Genomic DNA, 15,106 nt, shown 5'->3' on the forward strand with positions numbered 1-15,106 from the left:
GTGTCGAGGACTCCTGGCGGCCCGCGCCTCAGCCGAGCAGGGCCGGGGTGTAGTGGTGGAGCAGTAGGCGTGTCAGCTGCTCCCCGCGGGTGGTGACGGCGCCGAGGTCCTCGTCCTTCATCGCCTTGAAGTTCGTGGGGTATCCGTTCACGCGCTCCAGCGGCACCAGCCCAGGGGCGGCCATCGGCAGCTTGTCGTCCTTCTGGCCGAGGTAGGCGTGGACTACGCCCTGGAACTGCCCGGGGCCTGCGGAGTTGTGCAGCCGCGCCCGGGTGCCGTCCTGGGTCCCGCGGTAGGTGATGTCGAAGCTGCGCATGAGCCGGAACGGCAGCACCCGAGCGTTGGATTCGCCCGGCTCCTGGCGGCCGGCGTCGGACGCGATCACGTAGTCGACCGGGTACACGTGGTCGGTGAACGCCCGATCGCGCCCGGACTCGAGCACGGACAGCCCTAGGTTGTCGTAGACACCCCCGTCGGTCAGGGCGACCCGCTGGCGCTGTGTCCGGCCGCGGCGCTCGAAGGTGTACGTCCTCTGCACCGCCGGCAGGAGCAGCGGGAAGGCGGCGCTGGCCGCGACGGCCTCCGCCACCCGGATGGGCTCCACGATGCGCCCGTACATCCAGCTGGCACTGACGTCGCTGCCGAAGCGGACCGCGCCCGGCCGGTGATCAGGTCGGTGGCCGAGAGCACCGTGGCCAGCCCGGGGTGGGTGACGTCGGGCAGGTGCCTGTCGCCGAAGGCGCGGTCGGCGAGCGCGGCGGCGAGCACATCGGTGCGATTCCGGCTGGCTCGTTCGCGGCCGCCGGGACCGGCGGCCGCGACGAGGTCGCCGGCCCTGCGGGCGAGGCGCGCAGGAGACAGGGTTCCTGTGGCGAGCTGCAACTGCAGGCCCCGCCGCAGGAGCGCCACGACGTGCTCGTCGAACTCATCGAACCGCGCGGGGCCGTAGGCCCACAGTGCGGCCAGCAGGCTTCCGCCGCTGATGCCGCTGATGCCGCTGACGACGGTGACCTTGTGCAGGACGCCGGTGTCGTGAGTGGGGTCCGGGGGTCCATCGCGTGCCGCAGACTGGCCGAGAACCACCGCGGGCCCACCGGGGTACCGGTGGGCCCGCGACGGAGGTGGGCTACTGCTCGTCGTGCAGCGGGCGCTCGAAGAGCTGCTGCTTCAGCTTGGCCAACTCGTCCAGGCGCTCCTTGAGGTAGTGGTCGGTGGAACTGCCCCCGTCGTGCGCCAGGTGGAGCTTGGCGGCCTGCTGGTCGGCCGCCTTGAACACCATGCGTCCGCTGGTGTGGCGGATGTCGTGGCAGCGGAGCTCGACGCGCTCCGTCCACGGCAGGTGGCGACGGACCCGGGCGAACAGCCCCTCGATGCGCTTGCGCGAGATGGGCCGGACCGTGCGCGAGACGAAGTAGCCGTGCTCGTCGAAGGTGTCGACGGGCCGGCCGTAGAAGACGGGGGAGGACCCCGTCAGTGCGGGGATGCCGTGCCGGCGGTCCTCCTCGGAGGCGTCCGGCGGCGCGGCGACACGGGGTCCGCGGGTGAGCGAGTGGATGACCAGGTCGGCCATGTGCGTGCTGGTGGTGGGCCGGTACCGCCAGGTCTTCTTCTTCTTGTCCCAGTAGCGGATGCGGCAGCCCTCGACGTCGAGCCCGCCGCAGGTCGTGTCCAGCAGCGCACCGCGGCGGACGGCCTGGATGAGCAGGTGCCGCAGGATGAGCCCGTCGAGCGCGGGGTCCTGGCCGGTGCTGACGGCGGTGCCGTAGACCTCGACGAACTCCTGGTCGGTCAGCGAGCGCGCTCCGGCCTCCTGTCGGGGCGGCAGCTTGACCTTCAGCGCCGGGTTGGTGGCGGCTTTCTCCTCGTCGACCAGCCACGTGAACATCCACCGGGTCGCCTGGATGAACTGCTCGCGGGCCCCGCGACCGTCGCTGTGCAGCAGGTTCCGGCCGGCTGCCTCGCGCTTGACGTTGCGGGCGACGGTGCGCTTCAGTCCGCGGCGCTGGGCCCACCAGGCGGCCTCGGCGATGACGCCGCGGGTCATCTCCTTGACCGCCAGGTCAGGCACGCCGAGGTAGCGGTCGGCGCAGTCGCCGTGCAGCTCGCCGTCGGGCATCGCGCACACCTCGGCGTGTCCGTCGTCACCGCCGGGGCAGGGGCACGGCCCGGTCGCGCACGCCGGGCAGGGGCACGGGCACACGTCGGGCAGCCCGTCGACGAGCAGCCGCAGGTAGGGCGCCCAGGTCTTCTCGCTGTCGGGCAGGTCCTGGCGCAGGGCGGTGGTCGCCTCGGCGACCGCCTGCCGCACTCGGTAGAGCTGGGCCTGGGCCGGGAGCATCGTCTCGACGACGGACGCGTCGAAGCCCTGCGCGAGCAGGGTCGCGCGCATGGCGTCGCGGGTGGCCTCGTGCACGGCGTCGTCCGAGCGCGTCGCGGGGGTGGGGATGGTGGTCATGCGGAGTTCTCCAGTCGTGGCGGCGGCACCGGTCGTGCCGCGGACGTGAAGGGACGGTGCGGGTCAGCGGACGATGCGCAGTCGCCCGCCGGCGTCGCCGGCAGCGGCCGGGACCGAGGCGGCCGGCGCGACGCCGTCAGCACCGAACTGCTCGTCCCCGGGGGAGGCGGACGCGGTGGCCGCGGGGCGACGAAGCCCGTCGAGCAGGTCGCCGATGCCGGCCGACAGCCGGCTGGCGGCGGTCACGGTGATGACGCCGCGGTCGGTGTCGAGGACGGCCAGGACGTCGGCGCCGTCGGGGATGCCGGCCTCACGCCGGACCGCGGCGGTCAAGGTCAGCCGGCCGCGAGCATCCAGCGGAAGGGCGGCGACGGCGAAGCCCGGCCGCGGGCGCTCGGCGCTGCCGGGCAGGAACACGGTCAGCACCGCCCCGTCGCGCTCGGCCGGCGCGGGAGCCGCCGCAGCCAGCGTGAGCGGCAGCATGAGCCGGCCCTTGGCGTCGAGCATGCGGATGAGCGCGTTGCTGCGGGGTGCGGCCGGGTCGGCCGGCCGCACCCACATCCCGGAGAGGTCCACCGCCGGCCCGGTGCCGGCATCGCCGCCGGTACCGGTGGCCAGCCGCAGCGCGTCGGCCGGCGCCCGCTCGCCAACAGCGGCCAGGAGCGGGCCGACCCCGGCCCACGAGGCGGCACCCCGGACAGCGCGGCAGCGGCCGCGGGTGTGGCTACGGCGGTGACGGGCGACGTGGCACGCGCGGGAATCGGAGTCGGCGCCGCCGCAGTGCGGACGCGCGCCATCGGCGGGAGCGGGGGAGCTGCGTTGGGCATGCGCAGACCGGTGCTGAGGTCCCGACGATCGGCAGTCGCCAGCACGGCGCGAAGGGCAGCGGCGTCAGATTCACCCATTCCGGGTGTCGCCGCGGGGGGGATGGTGGCCGCATCGGTCCGAGAGGGGACCGTGCGTTCCGGCCGGGGAGAGCCCGGCTCTGGGCTTGGAAGGTGGGAGAACTCCCACTCCATGGTGTCCGAGGGGGGACTTGAACCCCCACGCCCGATAAAGGGCACTAGCACCTCAAGCTAGCGCGTCTGCCATTCCGCCACCCGGACGAGTGCCAGACCAGACTACCGGAGCCGTCCCCGGGTTCGGAGCACCCCCTGGGTGGTCAGGTCGCGGCGACCGAGACCCGGCCGCGGCCGGCCCGCTTGGCGGCGTAGAGCGCGTTGTCCGCGGCGGTGTACAGGCCCCGCCGGTCGTCGGAGTGCTGGGGGACGTGGGCGACGCCGACGCTGATGGACAACGCGAGCAGGGTGCCGTCGGCCAGCGTCATCGGCGTCGACCGGACCGCCTCGAGGAGGTCGCGCGCCCGCTGCACGGCGGTGCGCCGCCCGCACCCGGGCATGAGGACGGCGAGCTCGTCGCCGCCCAGCCGGGAGAGAACGGCGTCCTCGGCCCGGACCCGGCCGCTCAGCACGCTCGCCAGGTGCACCAGCACGTCGTCGCCCACCGGATGACCGTGGGTGTCGTTGATCGACTTGAACGAGTCGACGTCGATGAGCACCAAGGCTGTTCCGCCGGGGACGGAGCGCGACATCGCCGTCTCCAGGGCGCCGTCGAACGCGCGGCGGGTCGCCAGGCCGGTCAGCGAGTCGACCGTGAGCTGCTCCTGCAGGGCGGCGACCAGCCGCTCCTGGGTGGTGTTGGCGCGGACCAGCATCACGGCCATGACCACGAGCACGGCGCCGAAGAAGACGAGGTCGGTCATCGCCGCGTCGACGGGCAGCAGCAGCAGGAGCGCGACGCCGTCGCCGGCCACCGCCGTGCCGGTCACCAGGACGACGGCACCCCGCTCGAGGTGCGAGGCCGCCCACAGCACCGGGAAGGCGAGGAAAGCCTGCGACGCGGCGGACGGATCGTCGGTCAGCACGTTGAGGCCGCAGATCAGCAGCACGCCACCCACGGCGATCATGGTGTAGACGCCGGCACGGTCCAGGATCTCGGCGGGTACCAGCGCGACGGCTGCGGCGATCAGGAGCACCAGGCCCACCGCCGACCAGGCGGCGATCTTCGCCCAGATGCTGTACGGCAGCGGCTGGAAGGTGTTGAAGGCGGCGAGCACGACGGCGGCCACGACCAGGATGAGCACGCCGCTGCGCCCGGCCGTCTCCGGCTCCCGCGCCCGCATGCCCATCCCCGCCACCTGTTCAGCATCGGCGTGCCCGGGCCCCGGGACGAGGTGCCCTCACCCCTGCGAGGGGGGCCCTCTTGCGCACGGAAGCGGACGGGCTCGTCCGTAACTCTCCTCGCCGGCCGGGGCACGCCGCGGAGGACGCGGGGACCGCGGCGACTTAGGCTCGCCGGGTGGACAGCAACGCTCCGGTCAGAGCAGAGGACGAGGTCGCCGAACTGCTGTCCGACCTCATCCGGATCGACACGACGAACACCGGCGACACGCGCACGAGCGCGGGGGAGCGGACCGCCGCCGAGTGGGTGGCCGGCACGCTCGCCGACGTCGGCATTGAGTCGCAGATCCACGAGTCCGAGCGGGGCCGCGCCAGCCTGGTGGCGCGCATTCCCGGGGCCGACCGCAGCCGCCCGGCTCTGCTCGTGCACGGACACCTCGACGTCGTCCCCGCCGATCCGGCCGAGTGGAGCGTCCATCCCTTCTCCGGCGAGGAGCGTGACGGCTACGTCTGGGGCCGCGGAGCGGTGGACATGAAGGACATGGATGCGATGGTCCTGGCGCTGGTGCGCGAGTGGGCCCGGACCGGAGTCCAGCCACCCCGCGACATCGTGCTGGCCTTCCTCGCCGACGAGGAGGCCGGCGGGAAGCTCGGTGCCCGGTACATGGTCGACGAGCACCCCGATCTGTTCGAGGGCTGCACCGAGGCGATCAGCGAGGTCGGTGGCTTCAGCATCACGGTGCGCGACGACCTACGGCTGTACCTCGTGCAGACCGCCGAGAAGGGACTGGCCTGGATGCGGCTGACCGCCTCCGGCAAGCCCGGCCACGGGTCGTTCGTGCACGACGACAACGCCGTCACCCGGCTCTGCCAGGCCGTCGCCCGGCTTGGTTCGGCGCGACTGCCCACCGTCCTGACCCCGCCCATGCGGCAGTTCATCGCCGCCGTCGAGGACGCCTACGGCATCGAGATCGACCCCGACGAGCCCGAGCAGGCGCTGGCCCGGCTCGGCAGCATCAGCCGGATGATCGGCGCAGCCCTGCGCAACACGGCCAACCCGACGATGGTCGACGCCGGCTACAAGGCCAACGTCATCCCGGGGACGGCCTCGGCCACGGTCGACGGCCGCTTCCTCTACGGCCAGCACGAGGAGTTCGAGCGCCAGCTCGCCGGCCTGATCGGCGAAGGCGTCCAGCGCGAGTGGATCGTCCACGACCAGGCCGTGGAGACGACGTTCGACGGCCCGCTGGTCGATCAGATGGTCGCCGCCCTGAAGGCGGAGGACGACGGTGCCCGACCGGTGCCGTTCACGATGAGCGGCGGCACCGACGCCAAGAGCTTCCAGACCCTCGGCATGCGCTGCTTCGGGTTCTCGCCGCTGCGGCTGCCTCCGGACCTGGACTTCGCCTCGCTCTTCCACGGCATCGACGAGCGGGTGCCGGTGGAGTCGCTGCAGTTCGGCGTCCGGGTGCTCGACCGGTTCCTGCGCTCGGTCTGACACCGCCGGACCGGGTGCCGCGGTCGCCGGACCGGTGACGGGTCACTTCAGGATCGGGTGGCGCTGCACGACGCCGAGGCGTTCCCATGCGGCACCGAGGCCTGCCGTGCGGCCGGCGCCGACGAGGGCCAGGAGCACGAGGACGAGCGCGTAACGCCCAGAGGAAGACCCAGCCGATGCTGAGCCGGAGCGCCGCGGCGGTGTAGCGCGCCCAGCGCTGCGTCGCGGCCTGCGTGGTGCCCCGGCGCACCGGCCCGCGGCCGCTGGGGGAGTCGTCCTGGCGGAGCGGGGGCTGCACGGTCGTGTCCATGGACTCGGTCTTCTTCCTGCTCAGGATGGTGTCGAGCCACAGTGCGGGGCGGCAGGTCGCCGGACGACGAGGCGAAGGTCCCGCCCGGCCGCCCACAGGTCCCGAGGTCTGCGGCCCGCCCATCCGGGCGGCCCGGCCGGCGTGGTGTGATGCTGGTCATGAACGCTCCCTCCGCCGGATCCGTGGCCCTCATCACCGGAGGGACCGGCGGCTTCGGCCGCGCCCTCGCCACCAAGCTCCGGGCACTCGACGTCACCGTCGTGCTCACCGACCTCGACAGCGAGCGCAACCGGCAGGTCGCCGCCGACCTCGGCTGCCCGTTCCTGCCGCTCGACGTCACCGACCTGGCCGCCACCGAGGCCGTGGTCGCGCAGGTGGAGGCCGAGCACGGCCGGCTGGACGCCGCCTACCTCAACGCCGGCATCTCGGCGGCGAAGTCCGACGACGCGCTGGACCTCGACGAGTTCATGAAGGTGGTGAACATCGACCTGTTCGGCGTCGTCTACGGCGTCCAGGCGGCGCGCCCGGCGATCCAGCGGGCCGGGGGAGGGGCGATCGTGGTGACGGCGTCACTCGCCGGCCTCTCGCCGATGGCCGGAGACCCGGGGTACAGCGTCGCCAAGGGAGGCGCGATCGCGTTCGTCCGCTCGATGGCCCCGCGGTTGGCCGCCGAGGGGACGACGATCTCCGCGATCTGCCCCGGCTTCGCCGACACCGCGATCATCGACCGCATCCGCGACCAGTTCACCGCCGCGAACTTCCCGGTCCTCACCGCCGAGGAGGTGGCCGACGCGATGGTGATGGCCTGGACGTCGGCCGAGCCCGGCGCCGCGTACGTGATCCAGCCCGGCGTCGGCGTCGTCCCCTACAAGTTCAAGGGGGTGCCGGCGGCGAGGACGCAGACCGGCGAGACGGCCGTCGTCCCCGAGGCGCTCCGCCCGCCGTCGATGCGCTGACGCCGTCCTCCCCGCACCGCACGGCATCCCCGGTCCTCCCGGACCGCACGGCGTCCGTCCTCCCGCACCGCACGGCGTCCGTCCTCCCGCACCGCACGGCGTCCGTCCTCCCGCACCGCACGGCGTCCTCCCTCACCGCCCACCGTGGGGGAGGACACCCGATGATCAGGTCCCCTGATCATGGCCCGGGGCGGGACCCGGTGACCGCGGTCACGGGCCGTCTGGCACTGTCGGGGTCATGCGTGCATGGCGGGTACACGAACTCGGTGATCCTTCGAAGGTCATGAGCCTCGACGAGGTCGACCAGCCCACCGCGGGCGAGGGCCAGGTGCTGGTCAAGGTGCGGGCGGCCGCGCTGAACTTCCCCGACGTCCTCATGGCGATGGGCATGTACCAGGAGAAGCCGCCGCTGCCCTACACCCCGGGCGTCGAGCTGTGCGGCGAGATCGTCGAGACCGGCCAGCGGGTCATCGGCTCGCCGTCGGGCGGCCCGGGCGCGTTCGCCGAGTACGCGCTGATGGACGCCACCAACGCCTGGCCGGTCCCGGACTCGATGTCCGACGAGAAGGCCGCCGCGCTGTACCTCACCTACCAGACCGGGTACGTCGGCCTGCACCGCCGCGCGAACATCCAGGCCGGCGACTGGGTGCTCGTCCACGCCGGGGCCGGAGGAGTGGGGACGGCGGCGATCCAGCTGGCCAAGGCGGCCGGCGCGAAGGTCATCGCGACCGCCGGCGGCGCCCGCAAGACGCAGGTCTGCACGGATCTCGGCGCCGACCACGTCATCGACTACACGAGCGAGGACTTCGTCCCCGTGGTCAAGGAGGTCACCGGCGGGCACGGGGCCGACATCGTCTACGACCCGGTCGGTGGCGACGTCTTCGACAAGAGCACCAAGTGCATCGCCTTCGAGGGGCGCATCGTCGTCGTCGGGTTCACCAGCGGCCGGATCCCGGAGGCCAAGGCGAACCACCTGCTGGTCAAGAACTACAGCGTCGTCGGCCTGCACTGGGGGCTGTACCGCAAGCACGAGCCGGCGATCTTCGGCCAGGTGCACGACGAGCTGGTGAAGCTGGTCGGCTCGGGCGCCGTCGACCCTCTCGTCGGCGCGGTCCACCCGCTCGAGGAGGCGCCGCAGGCGCTGATGAAGCTGGCCTCGCGCGACACCGTCGGCAAGGTCGTCCTCGTCCCCTGAGCGCCGCGCCTACCGTGGGGGCGCCATGACCGAGCTCCCGCTGATCGACGAGCGGGCACAACTGCGCGCGGACTGCTCCCGGTGCGCCGGGCTGTGCTGCGTCGCGCCGTCGTTCGCGGCGTCGGCGGACTTCGCGATCGACAAGCCCGCCGGCGTCCCCTGCCCGAACCTGGCCGACGACTTCCGCTGCGGCATCCACCCGCAGCTGAGGGAGCGGGGTTTCCCCGGCTGCACGGTGTTCGACTGCTTCGGCGCCGGCCAGCGGATCACCCAGGAGACGTTCGGCGGACGCAGCTGGCGGGAGGCGCCCGAGCTCGCCGCCGTCCAGTTCGCCGTCCTGCCGGTGGTCCGACACCTGCACGAGGCGCTCTGGCACCTGACCGAGGCGGCCACGCTAGGGACGGCGGGGGAGGAGGTCCGCGATCTGCACGCGACGACCGAACGGCTCGCGGCCGGCACCGCCGAGCAGTTGCGGGCCGTCGATGTCGCCGGCCACCGCGCCCGGGTGGGGGAGCTGCTGGGCCGGATCAGCCGTGAGGTGCGGGGGCCGGGGCGCCCCGACCGCCGGGGCGCGGACCTGATCGGCCGCGACCTGCGGCGTACCCGCCTGCGGGACGCGAGCCTGCGCGGGGCCTACCTGATCGGTGCGGACCTGCGCGGCGTCGACCTGGGGCGGGCCGACCTGCTGGGTGCCGACCTCCGCGCGGCCGACGTCCGCGGCGCCGACCTCAGCCGGTGCCTCTTCCTCACCCAGCCGCAGGTGACCGCGGCGCGCGGGGACATGTCGACACGTCTCCCTGTCGCCGTGTCGGCACCGGCGCACTGGGCCGGTTAGATCACCGGCAGCGGCAGGTAGGAGAGCCGGGCGCGGCGGCGCAGGATGGCCTTGCGGGTGCCGTCCGGGTGCAGTTGGAGCCGGGCCAGCTCCCAACCCCCCGTGTCCGCCTGCAGGCTCAGCATGGTCGCCGCTGCGGACCGGGACGTGCCCGGCGGGATCCGCAGCGGCGCGTACTGGTAGTCCGCGACCGCCTCCATCCCCCCGATTGTGCATGGCCGTCGACGATCGGTCACCCGGTCGACCTCCGGTCTGCCGGAGCCGCCCGCGTTGGGCAGGATGGACGGCGACCCGCCACCGCACGACGAGGGAGGACGACGTGACCGCACCCGGAGCCCCGGACGAGGTGCCCGACGCCGACCGCGCCGAGCAGGAGGCCCGGCCGGACCCGCCGGCCGTGACCTCGGCCGGTGACGCGAGCAGCCCGGGCGAGGGCGTGCCCGAGGCCGACGCCCTGGAGCAGCAGCTGTCCGCGCGACCCGGGGAGACCGGGAACCCGGTGCGGCCGGTCGGGGATCGCGAGGCCGACGAGGCCGACCTTCTGGAGCAGGACGCCGACGTGCCCGTGGACGACGACGACGTCGTGACCTGAGCGGACCCTTCCGCTCCCTCGCGAGTGTGGTTAGGCTGCCCTAACCCGTCCGAGGAGTGCGTCATGCCGACCTGCCCGAGCCGCCCGGCACCTGAGCCGCACCGTCCCGAGCTCTCACTCCTCCGTCCGGGACCGGCCGAGCGGGCGCGCACGGTCGCGGACCGGCGCGGGGCGACCGTCTGCGCCGCCGGACTGCAGAGCAGCAGGGTGCTGGCCCATGCGATCACCGCGGCCGACCAGATCCTCGTCGCCGTCCCCTCGGCGGGAGACCTGGTGTCGGCCGTGACGGCCGCTCCGGACGCGGACCTGTCCGCGTTCGTGATGGTCACCGACCATGCGCCGGTGCCGCTGCGGCGACCGGTCCGCGCCCAGCTGTGGCTCTCGGGATGGCTGACCCCGGTGCCGTCGCGCGACGAGCGGTCGGCCGTGCTGGCCTTCGCCGACGCGCGGCCGGCCGAGGTCCTGCTCGACGTCGGAAGCTCGGTGAGACTGCTGCGGCTGGACCTCGCCGAGGTGGTGCTCTCCGAGGGGGGAGAACCGCTCGACGTGAGCCCCGTGGACTTCCTCGCCGCCCGGCCCGATCCGCTCGCCGGGATCGAGGCGGAGCACCTGCGGCACCTCGATCAGGACCACCCGGAGTTCCTCGGGCTGCTCGCCGGCCTGCTGCCGGCCGGCTCGCTGGGCCCGGGTGAGGCCCTGCGCCCGGTGGGGCTGGACCGCTTCGGCTTCCGGCTCCGGATCGAGCGGCCCGGCGGGCACCAGGATCTCCGCGTGCCCTTCGGGCGCCCGGTCACCTGCGCGGGTGAGCTCGGTGCCGCGGTGGGGCAGCTGGCCTGCAGGGCGCGCAGAAGGTCCCCCGGCCGGGCCTGACCGGGCCGTCGCGAGGTCCGGCCCGCGGGCCTGAGTCGCCCGTTGCGACGTCCGTCACGCCCGTCTGATCCGCCCGTGCGACGTCCGTCACGCCGCACATGTCGATCTCTTTGCGGGTCCGTGTCCATCTCAGGTGTTCGGGCTGCCGCCTCGCCCGCCGCTGTTAGCTTCGTCCATCGCGGGTCGGTGCAGGTCCGGGCGGAGACGCCGGATGCGCGCCGGGGAGACGGTTCGTCCGCCCGCCGCCCACCACGCTGCTGCGCCCCCGGCGTACGCGGCCGTCCATGCCCGCGACAGCCCAACCAGGACGCGCAGCCCCCGCCCTCCGGGGCCCGTCCGACGAGAGAGGTGAACGTGCCGGCAGTACAGGTCGACGGACTGTTCAAGGTCTTCGGTCGCCACCCCGAACAGGCGGTTGCCCGTCTGCGGGAGGGCGCATCCGCGGCGGAGCTCCGCGCGGAGGGCTCCACGGCGGCGGTGATCGACGCCTCCTTCAGTGCCGAGCCCGGCGAGATCTTCGTGGTGATGGGCCTGTCCGGCTCCGGCAAGTCGACGCTGATCCGGATGCTCAACGGGCTCCTCCCGCCGACCGCGGGGAGCGTTCGCATCGGGGACACGGACCTGACCGACCTCGACCCGGACGGGCTGCGCCGCCTGCGCCAGGGGCACATCAGCATGGTGTTCCAGCACTTCGCCCTGCTGCCGCACCGCAGCGTCGCGGAGAACGCCGCCTACGCCCTCGAGGTCCGCGGCGTCGACCGGCGCACCCGGCTGGCCGCGGCGCGCGAGGCCCTCGCGCTGGTGGGCCTGGAGGGGTGGGTGGACCACCGTCCCCACGAGCTCTCCGGCGGCATGCAGCAGCGCGTCGGTCTGGCGCGCGCCCTGGCCGCCGAGACCGACGTCCTGCTCATGGACGAGGCGTTCAGCGCACTGGACCCGCTGATCCGCCGGGAGATGCAGGACCAGCTGCTGGAGCTGCAGCGCCGCTTCGGCAAGACCATCGTCTTCATCACCCACGACCTCAACGAGGCCATGCGGATCGGCGACCGCATCGCCGTCATGCGCGACGGTCGCATCGTCCGCACCGGCACGCCCGGGGAGATCCTCACCGACCCGGGCGACGAGTACGTCGCCCGCTTCCTCGCCGACGTCGACCGCGCCCGCGTCTTCACCGCGTCCGACGTGATGACGCCGCTGCCGGTCGGCGCGACCCCCGCGGCCGCCACCGTCGCCGCGCGCACCCCGCTGACCGAGCTCGTGAACCACGTGGCCAGGTCCGAGGAGCCGCTGCTCGTCGAGGACGCCGACGGGCGGGTGCTCGGCATCGTCACCCGCACCGCCGTGCTGACCGCCCTGGGTGGCGGTGCCCAGGACCGGTCCGACGACTCCGCGCACCTCCTGGAGGCCCTCGATGCCTGATCTCCACCTCCTCGCGGCCGAGGGTGACGGCGGCCTGCCCCGCATCCCGTTGGGCGACTGGATCGACACCGGCTTCGACTGGCTCAAGGACAATTTCGACCCGGTGTTCGACGCCGTGAGCACGGTGACCGAGGGGGCCGTCGACGGGCTGACCGACGTCCTGCTCGTCCTGCCGCCGGTGCTGTTCGCCGCGCTGCTGGCCGTTCTCGGCCTCCTGGCCCGCTCGGTGGTGTTCGCCGTCGGGTCCCTGGCCGGGCTGCTGCTCGTCCAGAGCATGCAGCTGTGGGAGCCGGCCATGGAGACCCTCGCGCTGCTGCTGTTCGCCACCGTGGTGTCGGTGGCCATCGCGATACCCCTGGGCATCGCCGCGGCGAAGAACGACCGGGTGAGCGCGCTGGTCCGGCCGGTGCTGGACTTCATGCAGACGATGCCGGCGTTCGTCTACCTCGTCCCCGCGGTGACGTTCTTCGGGATCGGGCTGGTGCCCGGTGTCGTCACCACGATCATCTTCGCCCTGCCACCCGGCGTGCGGCTGACCGAGCTCGGCATCCGGCAGGTCGACGGCGAGACCGTCGAGGCCGGGCACGCCTTCGGCAGCACCCCCGGCCAGATCCTGCGGGGCATCGAGCTGCCGCTGGCGCGGTCCACCATCATGGCCGGGATCAACCAGGTGATCATGCTGGGGCTGTCCATGGCCGTGATCGCCGGGCTCATCGGCGCCGGTGGACTCGGCGGCGTGGTCGTCACCAGCATCTCCCGGCTCGACGTGGGCCTCGGCTTCGAGGCCGGCCTCGCCGTGGTCATCCTCGCCATCTTCCTCGACCGGCTCACCTCGTCGTTCGGTGACCGGACCCGTTCGGGCGGTCTCCGCTCGCTGATGCGTCGCCGCCGGTCACCGGCAGACACCGATGCCGACGTCGAGGCCGCCAGTTCCAGGCGACTGCCGGTCGTCTGATCCACCGCGGGCCGACAGGCCCGCCTCCCCGACCTGCGCGACGACTGCCCCCTCACGGGGGGCGGCAGCCGCGCGCACGGGCCCGCGACGAGCGGGTCGTTCTGCACCACCGAGAGGAGCACCAGTCCGTTGAGCACCAACATGACCCGCCGAGGTGTCCGTCTGGCCGCCGGTATGGCGGCGCTCGCCCTGACCGCCACCGCCTGCGGCAGCGACGACGGCGAGAACACCGACGCCACCGCCAGCGGCGGCAGCGACACCTGCGACTCGGTGACGCTCGGCTTCATCCCGTCCTGGACCGATGGGCTGAGCATCGCCCACATGTGGAAGGACGTCCTCGAGACCCGTGGGTACGAGGTGGAGTTCGAGGAGATCGCCGACGCCGCCCCGCTCTACGCGGGCCTGGCCGGCGGCGACATCGACGTCTACCCCTCGGCGTGGTCGGAGGTCACCCACGCGGACTACCGCGAGGAGTACGAGGACGACCTCGAGGACCTCGGCGCCTGGTACGAGGGCGCCGTCCTCACCCTCGCCGTCCCCGAGTACACCGAGATCGAGTCGATCGAGGACCTGGCCGGCAACGCCGAGATGTTCGGCGGCCAGATCATCGGCATCGAGCCGGGTGCGGGCCTGACCCGGACCACCAAGGAGAGCGTGATGCCCGGCTACGGGCTGACCGACTCCTACGAGCTGGTCGAGTCCTCCACCACGGCGATGCTGGCCGAGCTCCAGGCCGCGATCGACGCCGAGGAAGACATCGTCGTCACGCTGTGGCGGCCGTTCTGGGCCAACAGCGAGTTCCCGATCAAGGACCTCGAGGACCCGCAGGGCACGCTCGGCGAGCCCGAGGGCCTGCACAGCATGGCCCGCGCCGGCTTCTCCGACGACTGCGGGGAGGTCGCCGAGCTGATGAGCGACTTCACCCTCACCGACGAGCAGTACGGCTCGCTGGAGAACAAGGTCGTCAACGAGTACGGCGAGGGCAGCTACGACGAGGCCGTCGACGCGTGGTTCGAGGAGAACCCGGAGCTCGCCGAGACGCTGCGCGGCGAATCCTGATCGACTGAACCATCCACGCCTCGGGCGCGGTGCACCGGCGACGACGCCGGGGCACCGCGCCCGTCGCGTTTCCCCGACCCCCACCGGTTGCCCACGTGGCGCGGTGTCCAGGCCGCCCCGCACCACCACGGGTGCATACCGTAGGGCTCCGGTGGCCGCCCGAACGGGTGGTTCAGCGGCGGGCGGGACGACGGAGGCGGCAGCGGTCGGCAGAGTCGCCCGGCGTGGTCGCGGTCCTCGTCATCCTGCTGATCCTCGTCGGCCTGCCGCTGCTCGCCTGGTGGCTGGGCAGCCGCCGGGCCTGGTCCCGCGTCGATGCCCGTGGTCGCGACCAGATGCAGGTGGAACGGGAGTGGATGAGCCGGCACCGCCTGGACCACGTCGAGGTCGCCGAGGTCGACCGGGCGGTCAGCCGGGGGCGGGCACTCACCGACGACCGATTGCGGGCGGCGACCGTCGAACGGGCGCAGATGATGCGGGACGCGATGCGCGCGTGGGAGGAGAGCCGGCCACGGTTCACGGCCGTGATGCGCTGGCTCGGGATCGTCTGGCTGCTGCTGCTGATCACTGCGCTCGTCTTCGCCGTCGCCTTCGGGGACTGGCCGTGGGGCCTGTCGTTCTACCTGCTCGCGGCTGCCGGGTCCGGCATGAATGGCTGGTTCCAGCGACGGAACCTGCGGCGGGCCATCGAGCTCAACGGCGGCTGACCGGCCACCGCCCGATGATCACCGGCGAACGGCTCGCCCCGTCGGCGTGGCGAACAGCCATCCACCGATGATCAC

At 73.2% G+C, this 15,106-nt stretch carries 15 protein-coding genes and 1 tRNA gene; 10 read left to right on the forward strand and 6 right to left on the reverse strand.

The genetic code is table 11. From position 1 onward, the window contains the following. Nucleotides 1-28: 28 nt before the first annotated feature. From BM142_RS16780 to BM142_RS16800, 5 genes are all read right to left on the reverse strand, one after another. Nucleotides 29-604 (reverse strand): hypothetical protein, encoded by a 576-nt coding sequence (locus BM142_RS16780; RefSeq protein WP_217640763.1) that lies wholly within the window; start codon nt 602-604, stop codon nt 29-31. A 522-nt stretch (nt 605-1,126) separates the two neighbouring features. Next, nucleotides 1,127-2,455, reverse strand: a complete 1,329-nt coding sequence (locus tag BM142_RS16785; protein WP_092201333.1) for a site-specific integrase — start codon at nt 2,453-2,455, stop codon at nt 1,127-1,129. 63 nt (nt 2,456-2,518) lie between these two features. Next, nucleotides 2,519-3,031, reverse strand: a complete 513-nt coding sequence (locus tag BM142_RS16790; RefSeq protein ID WP_139228913.1) for a hypothetical protein — start codon at nt 3,029-3,031, stop codon at nt 2,519-2,521. Nucleotides 3,032-3,473: 442 nt separating this feature from the next. Beyond that, nucleotides 3,474-3,561: transfer RNA gene (locus tag BM142_RS16795), tRNA-Leu, on the reverse strand. A gap of 56 nt (nt 3,562-3,617) precedes the next feature. Further along, nucleotides 3,618-4,643, reverse strand: coding sequence for a GGDEF domain-containing protein (locus tag BM142_RS16800; protein WP_254791041.1), 1,026 nt, complete (start codon nt 4,641-4,643; stop codon nt 3,618-3,620). 170 nt (nt 4,644-4,813) lie between these two features. Between BM142_RS16800 and BM142_RS16805 the strand changes: the two genes are divergently transcribed. The 4 genes from BM142_RS16805 to BM142_RS25525 all read left to right on the forward strand — a co-directional run bounded on the left by BM142_RS16805 (nt 4,814) and on the right by BM142_RS25525 (nt 9,429). Further along, entirely contained in the window at nt 4,814-6,133 is a 1,320-nt protein-coding gene (locus BM142_RS16805) for a M20/M25/M40 family metallo-hydrolase (protein ID WP_092201337.1), read from the forward strand. Nucleotides 6,134-6,601: 468 nt separating this feature from the next. After that, nucleotides 6,602-7,399: an SDR family oxidoreductase gene (locus BM142_RS16810; RefSeq protein WP_092201547.1), complete on the forward strand. Its 798-nt coding sequence runs from the start codon at nt 6,602-6,604 to the stop codon at nt 7,397-7,399. Between the two features lie 283 nt (nt 7,400-7,682). Next, nucleotides 7,683-8,594 carry an NADPH:quinone oxidoreductase family protein gene (locus BM142_RS16815; RefSeq protein ID WP_254791023.1) on the forward strand — a complete coding sequence of 304 codons (912 nt, stop codon included), beginning with the start codon at nt 7,683-7,685 and terminating at the stop codon, nt 8,592-8,594. 25 nt (nt 8,595-8,619) lie between these two features. Beyond that, entirely contained in the window at nt 8,620-9,429 is an 810-nt protein-coding gene (locus BM142_RS25525; RefSeq protein WP_092201341.1) for a pentapeptide repeat-containing protein, read from the forward strand. On the opposite strand, the gene BM142_RS16825 is transcribed toward BM142_RS25525, so the two are convergent. Further along, nucleotides 9,426-9,629: a DUF5703 family protein gene (locus BM142_RS16825; RefSeq protein WP_092201343.1), complete on the reverse strand. Its 204-nt coding sequence runs from the start codon at nt 9,627-9,629 to the stop codon at nt 9,426-9,428. The two genes, BM142_RS25525 and BM142_RS16825, sit on opposite strands and share 4 nt — an antisense overlap. Nucleotides 9,630-9,748: 119 nt before the next feature. On the opposite strand from BM142_RS16825, the gene BM142_RS16830 reads away from it, so the two are divergent. The 6 genes from BM142_RS16830 to BM142_RS16855 all read left to right on the forward strand — a co-directional run bounded on the left by BM142_RS16830 (nt 9,749) and on the right by BM142_RS16855 (nt 15,031). Then, nucleotides 9,749-10,021 carry a hypothetical protein gene (locus BM142_RS16830; RefSeq protein ID WP_092201345.1) on the forward strand — a complete coding sequence of 91 codons (273 nt, stop codon included), beginning with the start codon at nt 9,749-9,751 and terminating at the stop codon, nt 10,019-10,021. 63 nt (nt 10,022-10,084) lie between these two features. Next, complete coding sequence (locus BM142_RS16835) at nt 10,085-10,891, forward strand: DUF2470 domain-containing protein (protein ID WP_092201347.1); 807 nt, start codon at nt 10,085-10,087, stop codon at nt 10,889-10,891. A 354-nt stretch (nt 10,892-11,245) separates the two neighbouring features. Next, nucleotides 11,246-12,310, forward strand: a complete 1,065-nt coding sequence (locus BM142_RS16840; RefSeq protein ID WP_092201549.1) for a quaternary amine ABC transporter ATP-binding protein — start codon at nt 11,246-11,248, stop codon at nt 12,308-12,310. Next, complete coding sequence (locus tag BM142_RS16845) at nt 12,303-13,265, forward strand: ABC transporter permease (RefSeq protein WP_092201349.1); 963 nt, start codon at nt 12,303-12,305, stop codon at nt 13,263-13,265. Before BM142_RS16840 ends, BM142_RS16845 begins: the two co-directional genes overlap by 8 nt. 129 nt (nt 13,266-13,394) lie before the next feature. Continuing rightward, the gene (locus BM142_RS16850) at nt 13,395-14,324 is read left to right on the forward strand and encodes a glycine betaine ABC transporter substrate-binding protein (RefSeq protein WP_254791024.1); all 930 of its coding nucleotides are present in this window, start codon (nt 13,395-13,397) and stop codon (nt 14,322-14,324) included. A gap of 224 nt (nt 14,325-14,548) precedes the next feature. After that, on the forward strand, nt 14,549-15,031 hold the full coding sequence (locus BM142_RS16855) for a hypothetical protein (RefSeq protein ID WP_092201353.1): 483 nt from the start codon (nt 14,549-14,551) through the stop codon (nt 15,029-15,031). Nucleotides 15,032-15,106: the final 75 nt, after the last annotated feature.

The sequence above is a fragment of the Blastococcus tunisiensis genome, from assembly GCF_900112815.1.
Taxonomy (GTDB): domain Bacteria; phylum Actinomycetota; class Actinomycetes; order Mycobacteriales; family Geodermatophilaceae; genus Blastococcus_B; species Blastococcus_B tunisiensis.

What these genes read in the sequence shown, in the direction of transcription:
- BM142_RS16785 (WP_092201333.1), bottom strand. Translation starts at nt 2,455, where the DNA reads ATGACCACCATCCCCACCCCCGCGACGCGCTCGGACGACGCCGTGCAC.
- BM142_RS16800 (WP_254791041.1), bottom strand. Translation starts at nt 4,643, where the DNA reads ATGGGCATGCGGGCGCGGGAGCCGGAGACGGCCGGGCGCAGCGGCGTG.
- BM142_RS16810 (WP_092201547.1), top strand. Translation starts at nt 6,602, where the DNA reads ATGAACGCTCCCTCCGCCGGATCCGTGGCCCTCATCACCGGAGGGACC.
- BM142_RS16815 (WP_254791023.1), top strand. Translation starts at nt 7,683, where the DNA reads ATGAGCCTCGACGAGGTCGACCAGCCCACCGCGGGCGAGGGCCAGGTG.
- BM142_RS25525 (WP_092201341.1), top strand. Translation starts at nt 8,620, where the DNA reads ATGACCGAGCTCCCGCTGATCGACGAGCGGGCACAACTGCGCGCGGAC.
- BM142_RS16825 (WP_092201343.1), bottom strand. Translation starts at nt 9,629, where the DNA reads ATGGAGGCGGTCGCGGACTACCAGTACGCGCCGCTGCGGATCCCGCCG.
- BM142_RS16835 (WP_092201347.1), top strand. Translation starts at nt 10,085, where the DNA reads ATGCCGACCTGCCCGAGCCGCCCGGCACCTGAGCCGCACCGTCCCGAG.
- BM142_RS16845 (WP_092201349.1), top strand. Translation starts at nt 12,303, where the DNA reads ATGCCTGATCTCCACCTCCTCGCGGCCGAGGGTGACGGCGGCCTGCCC.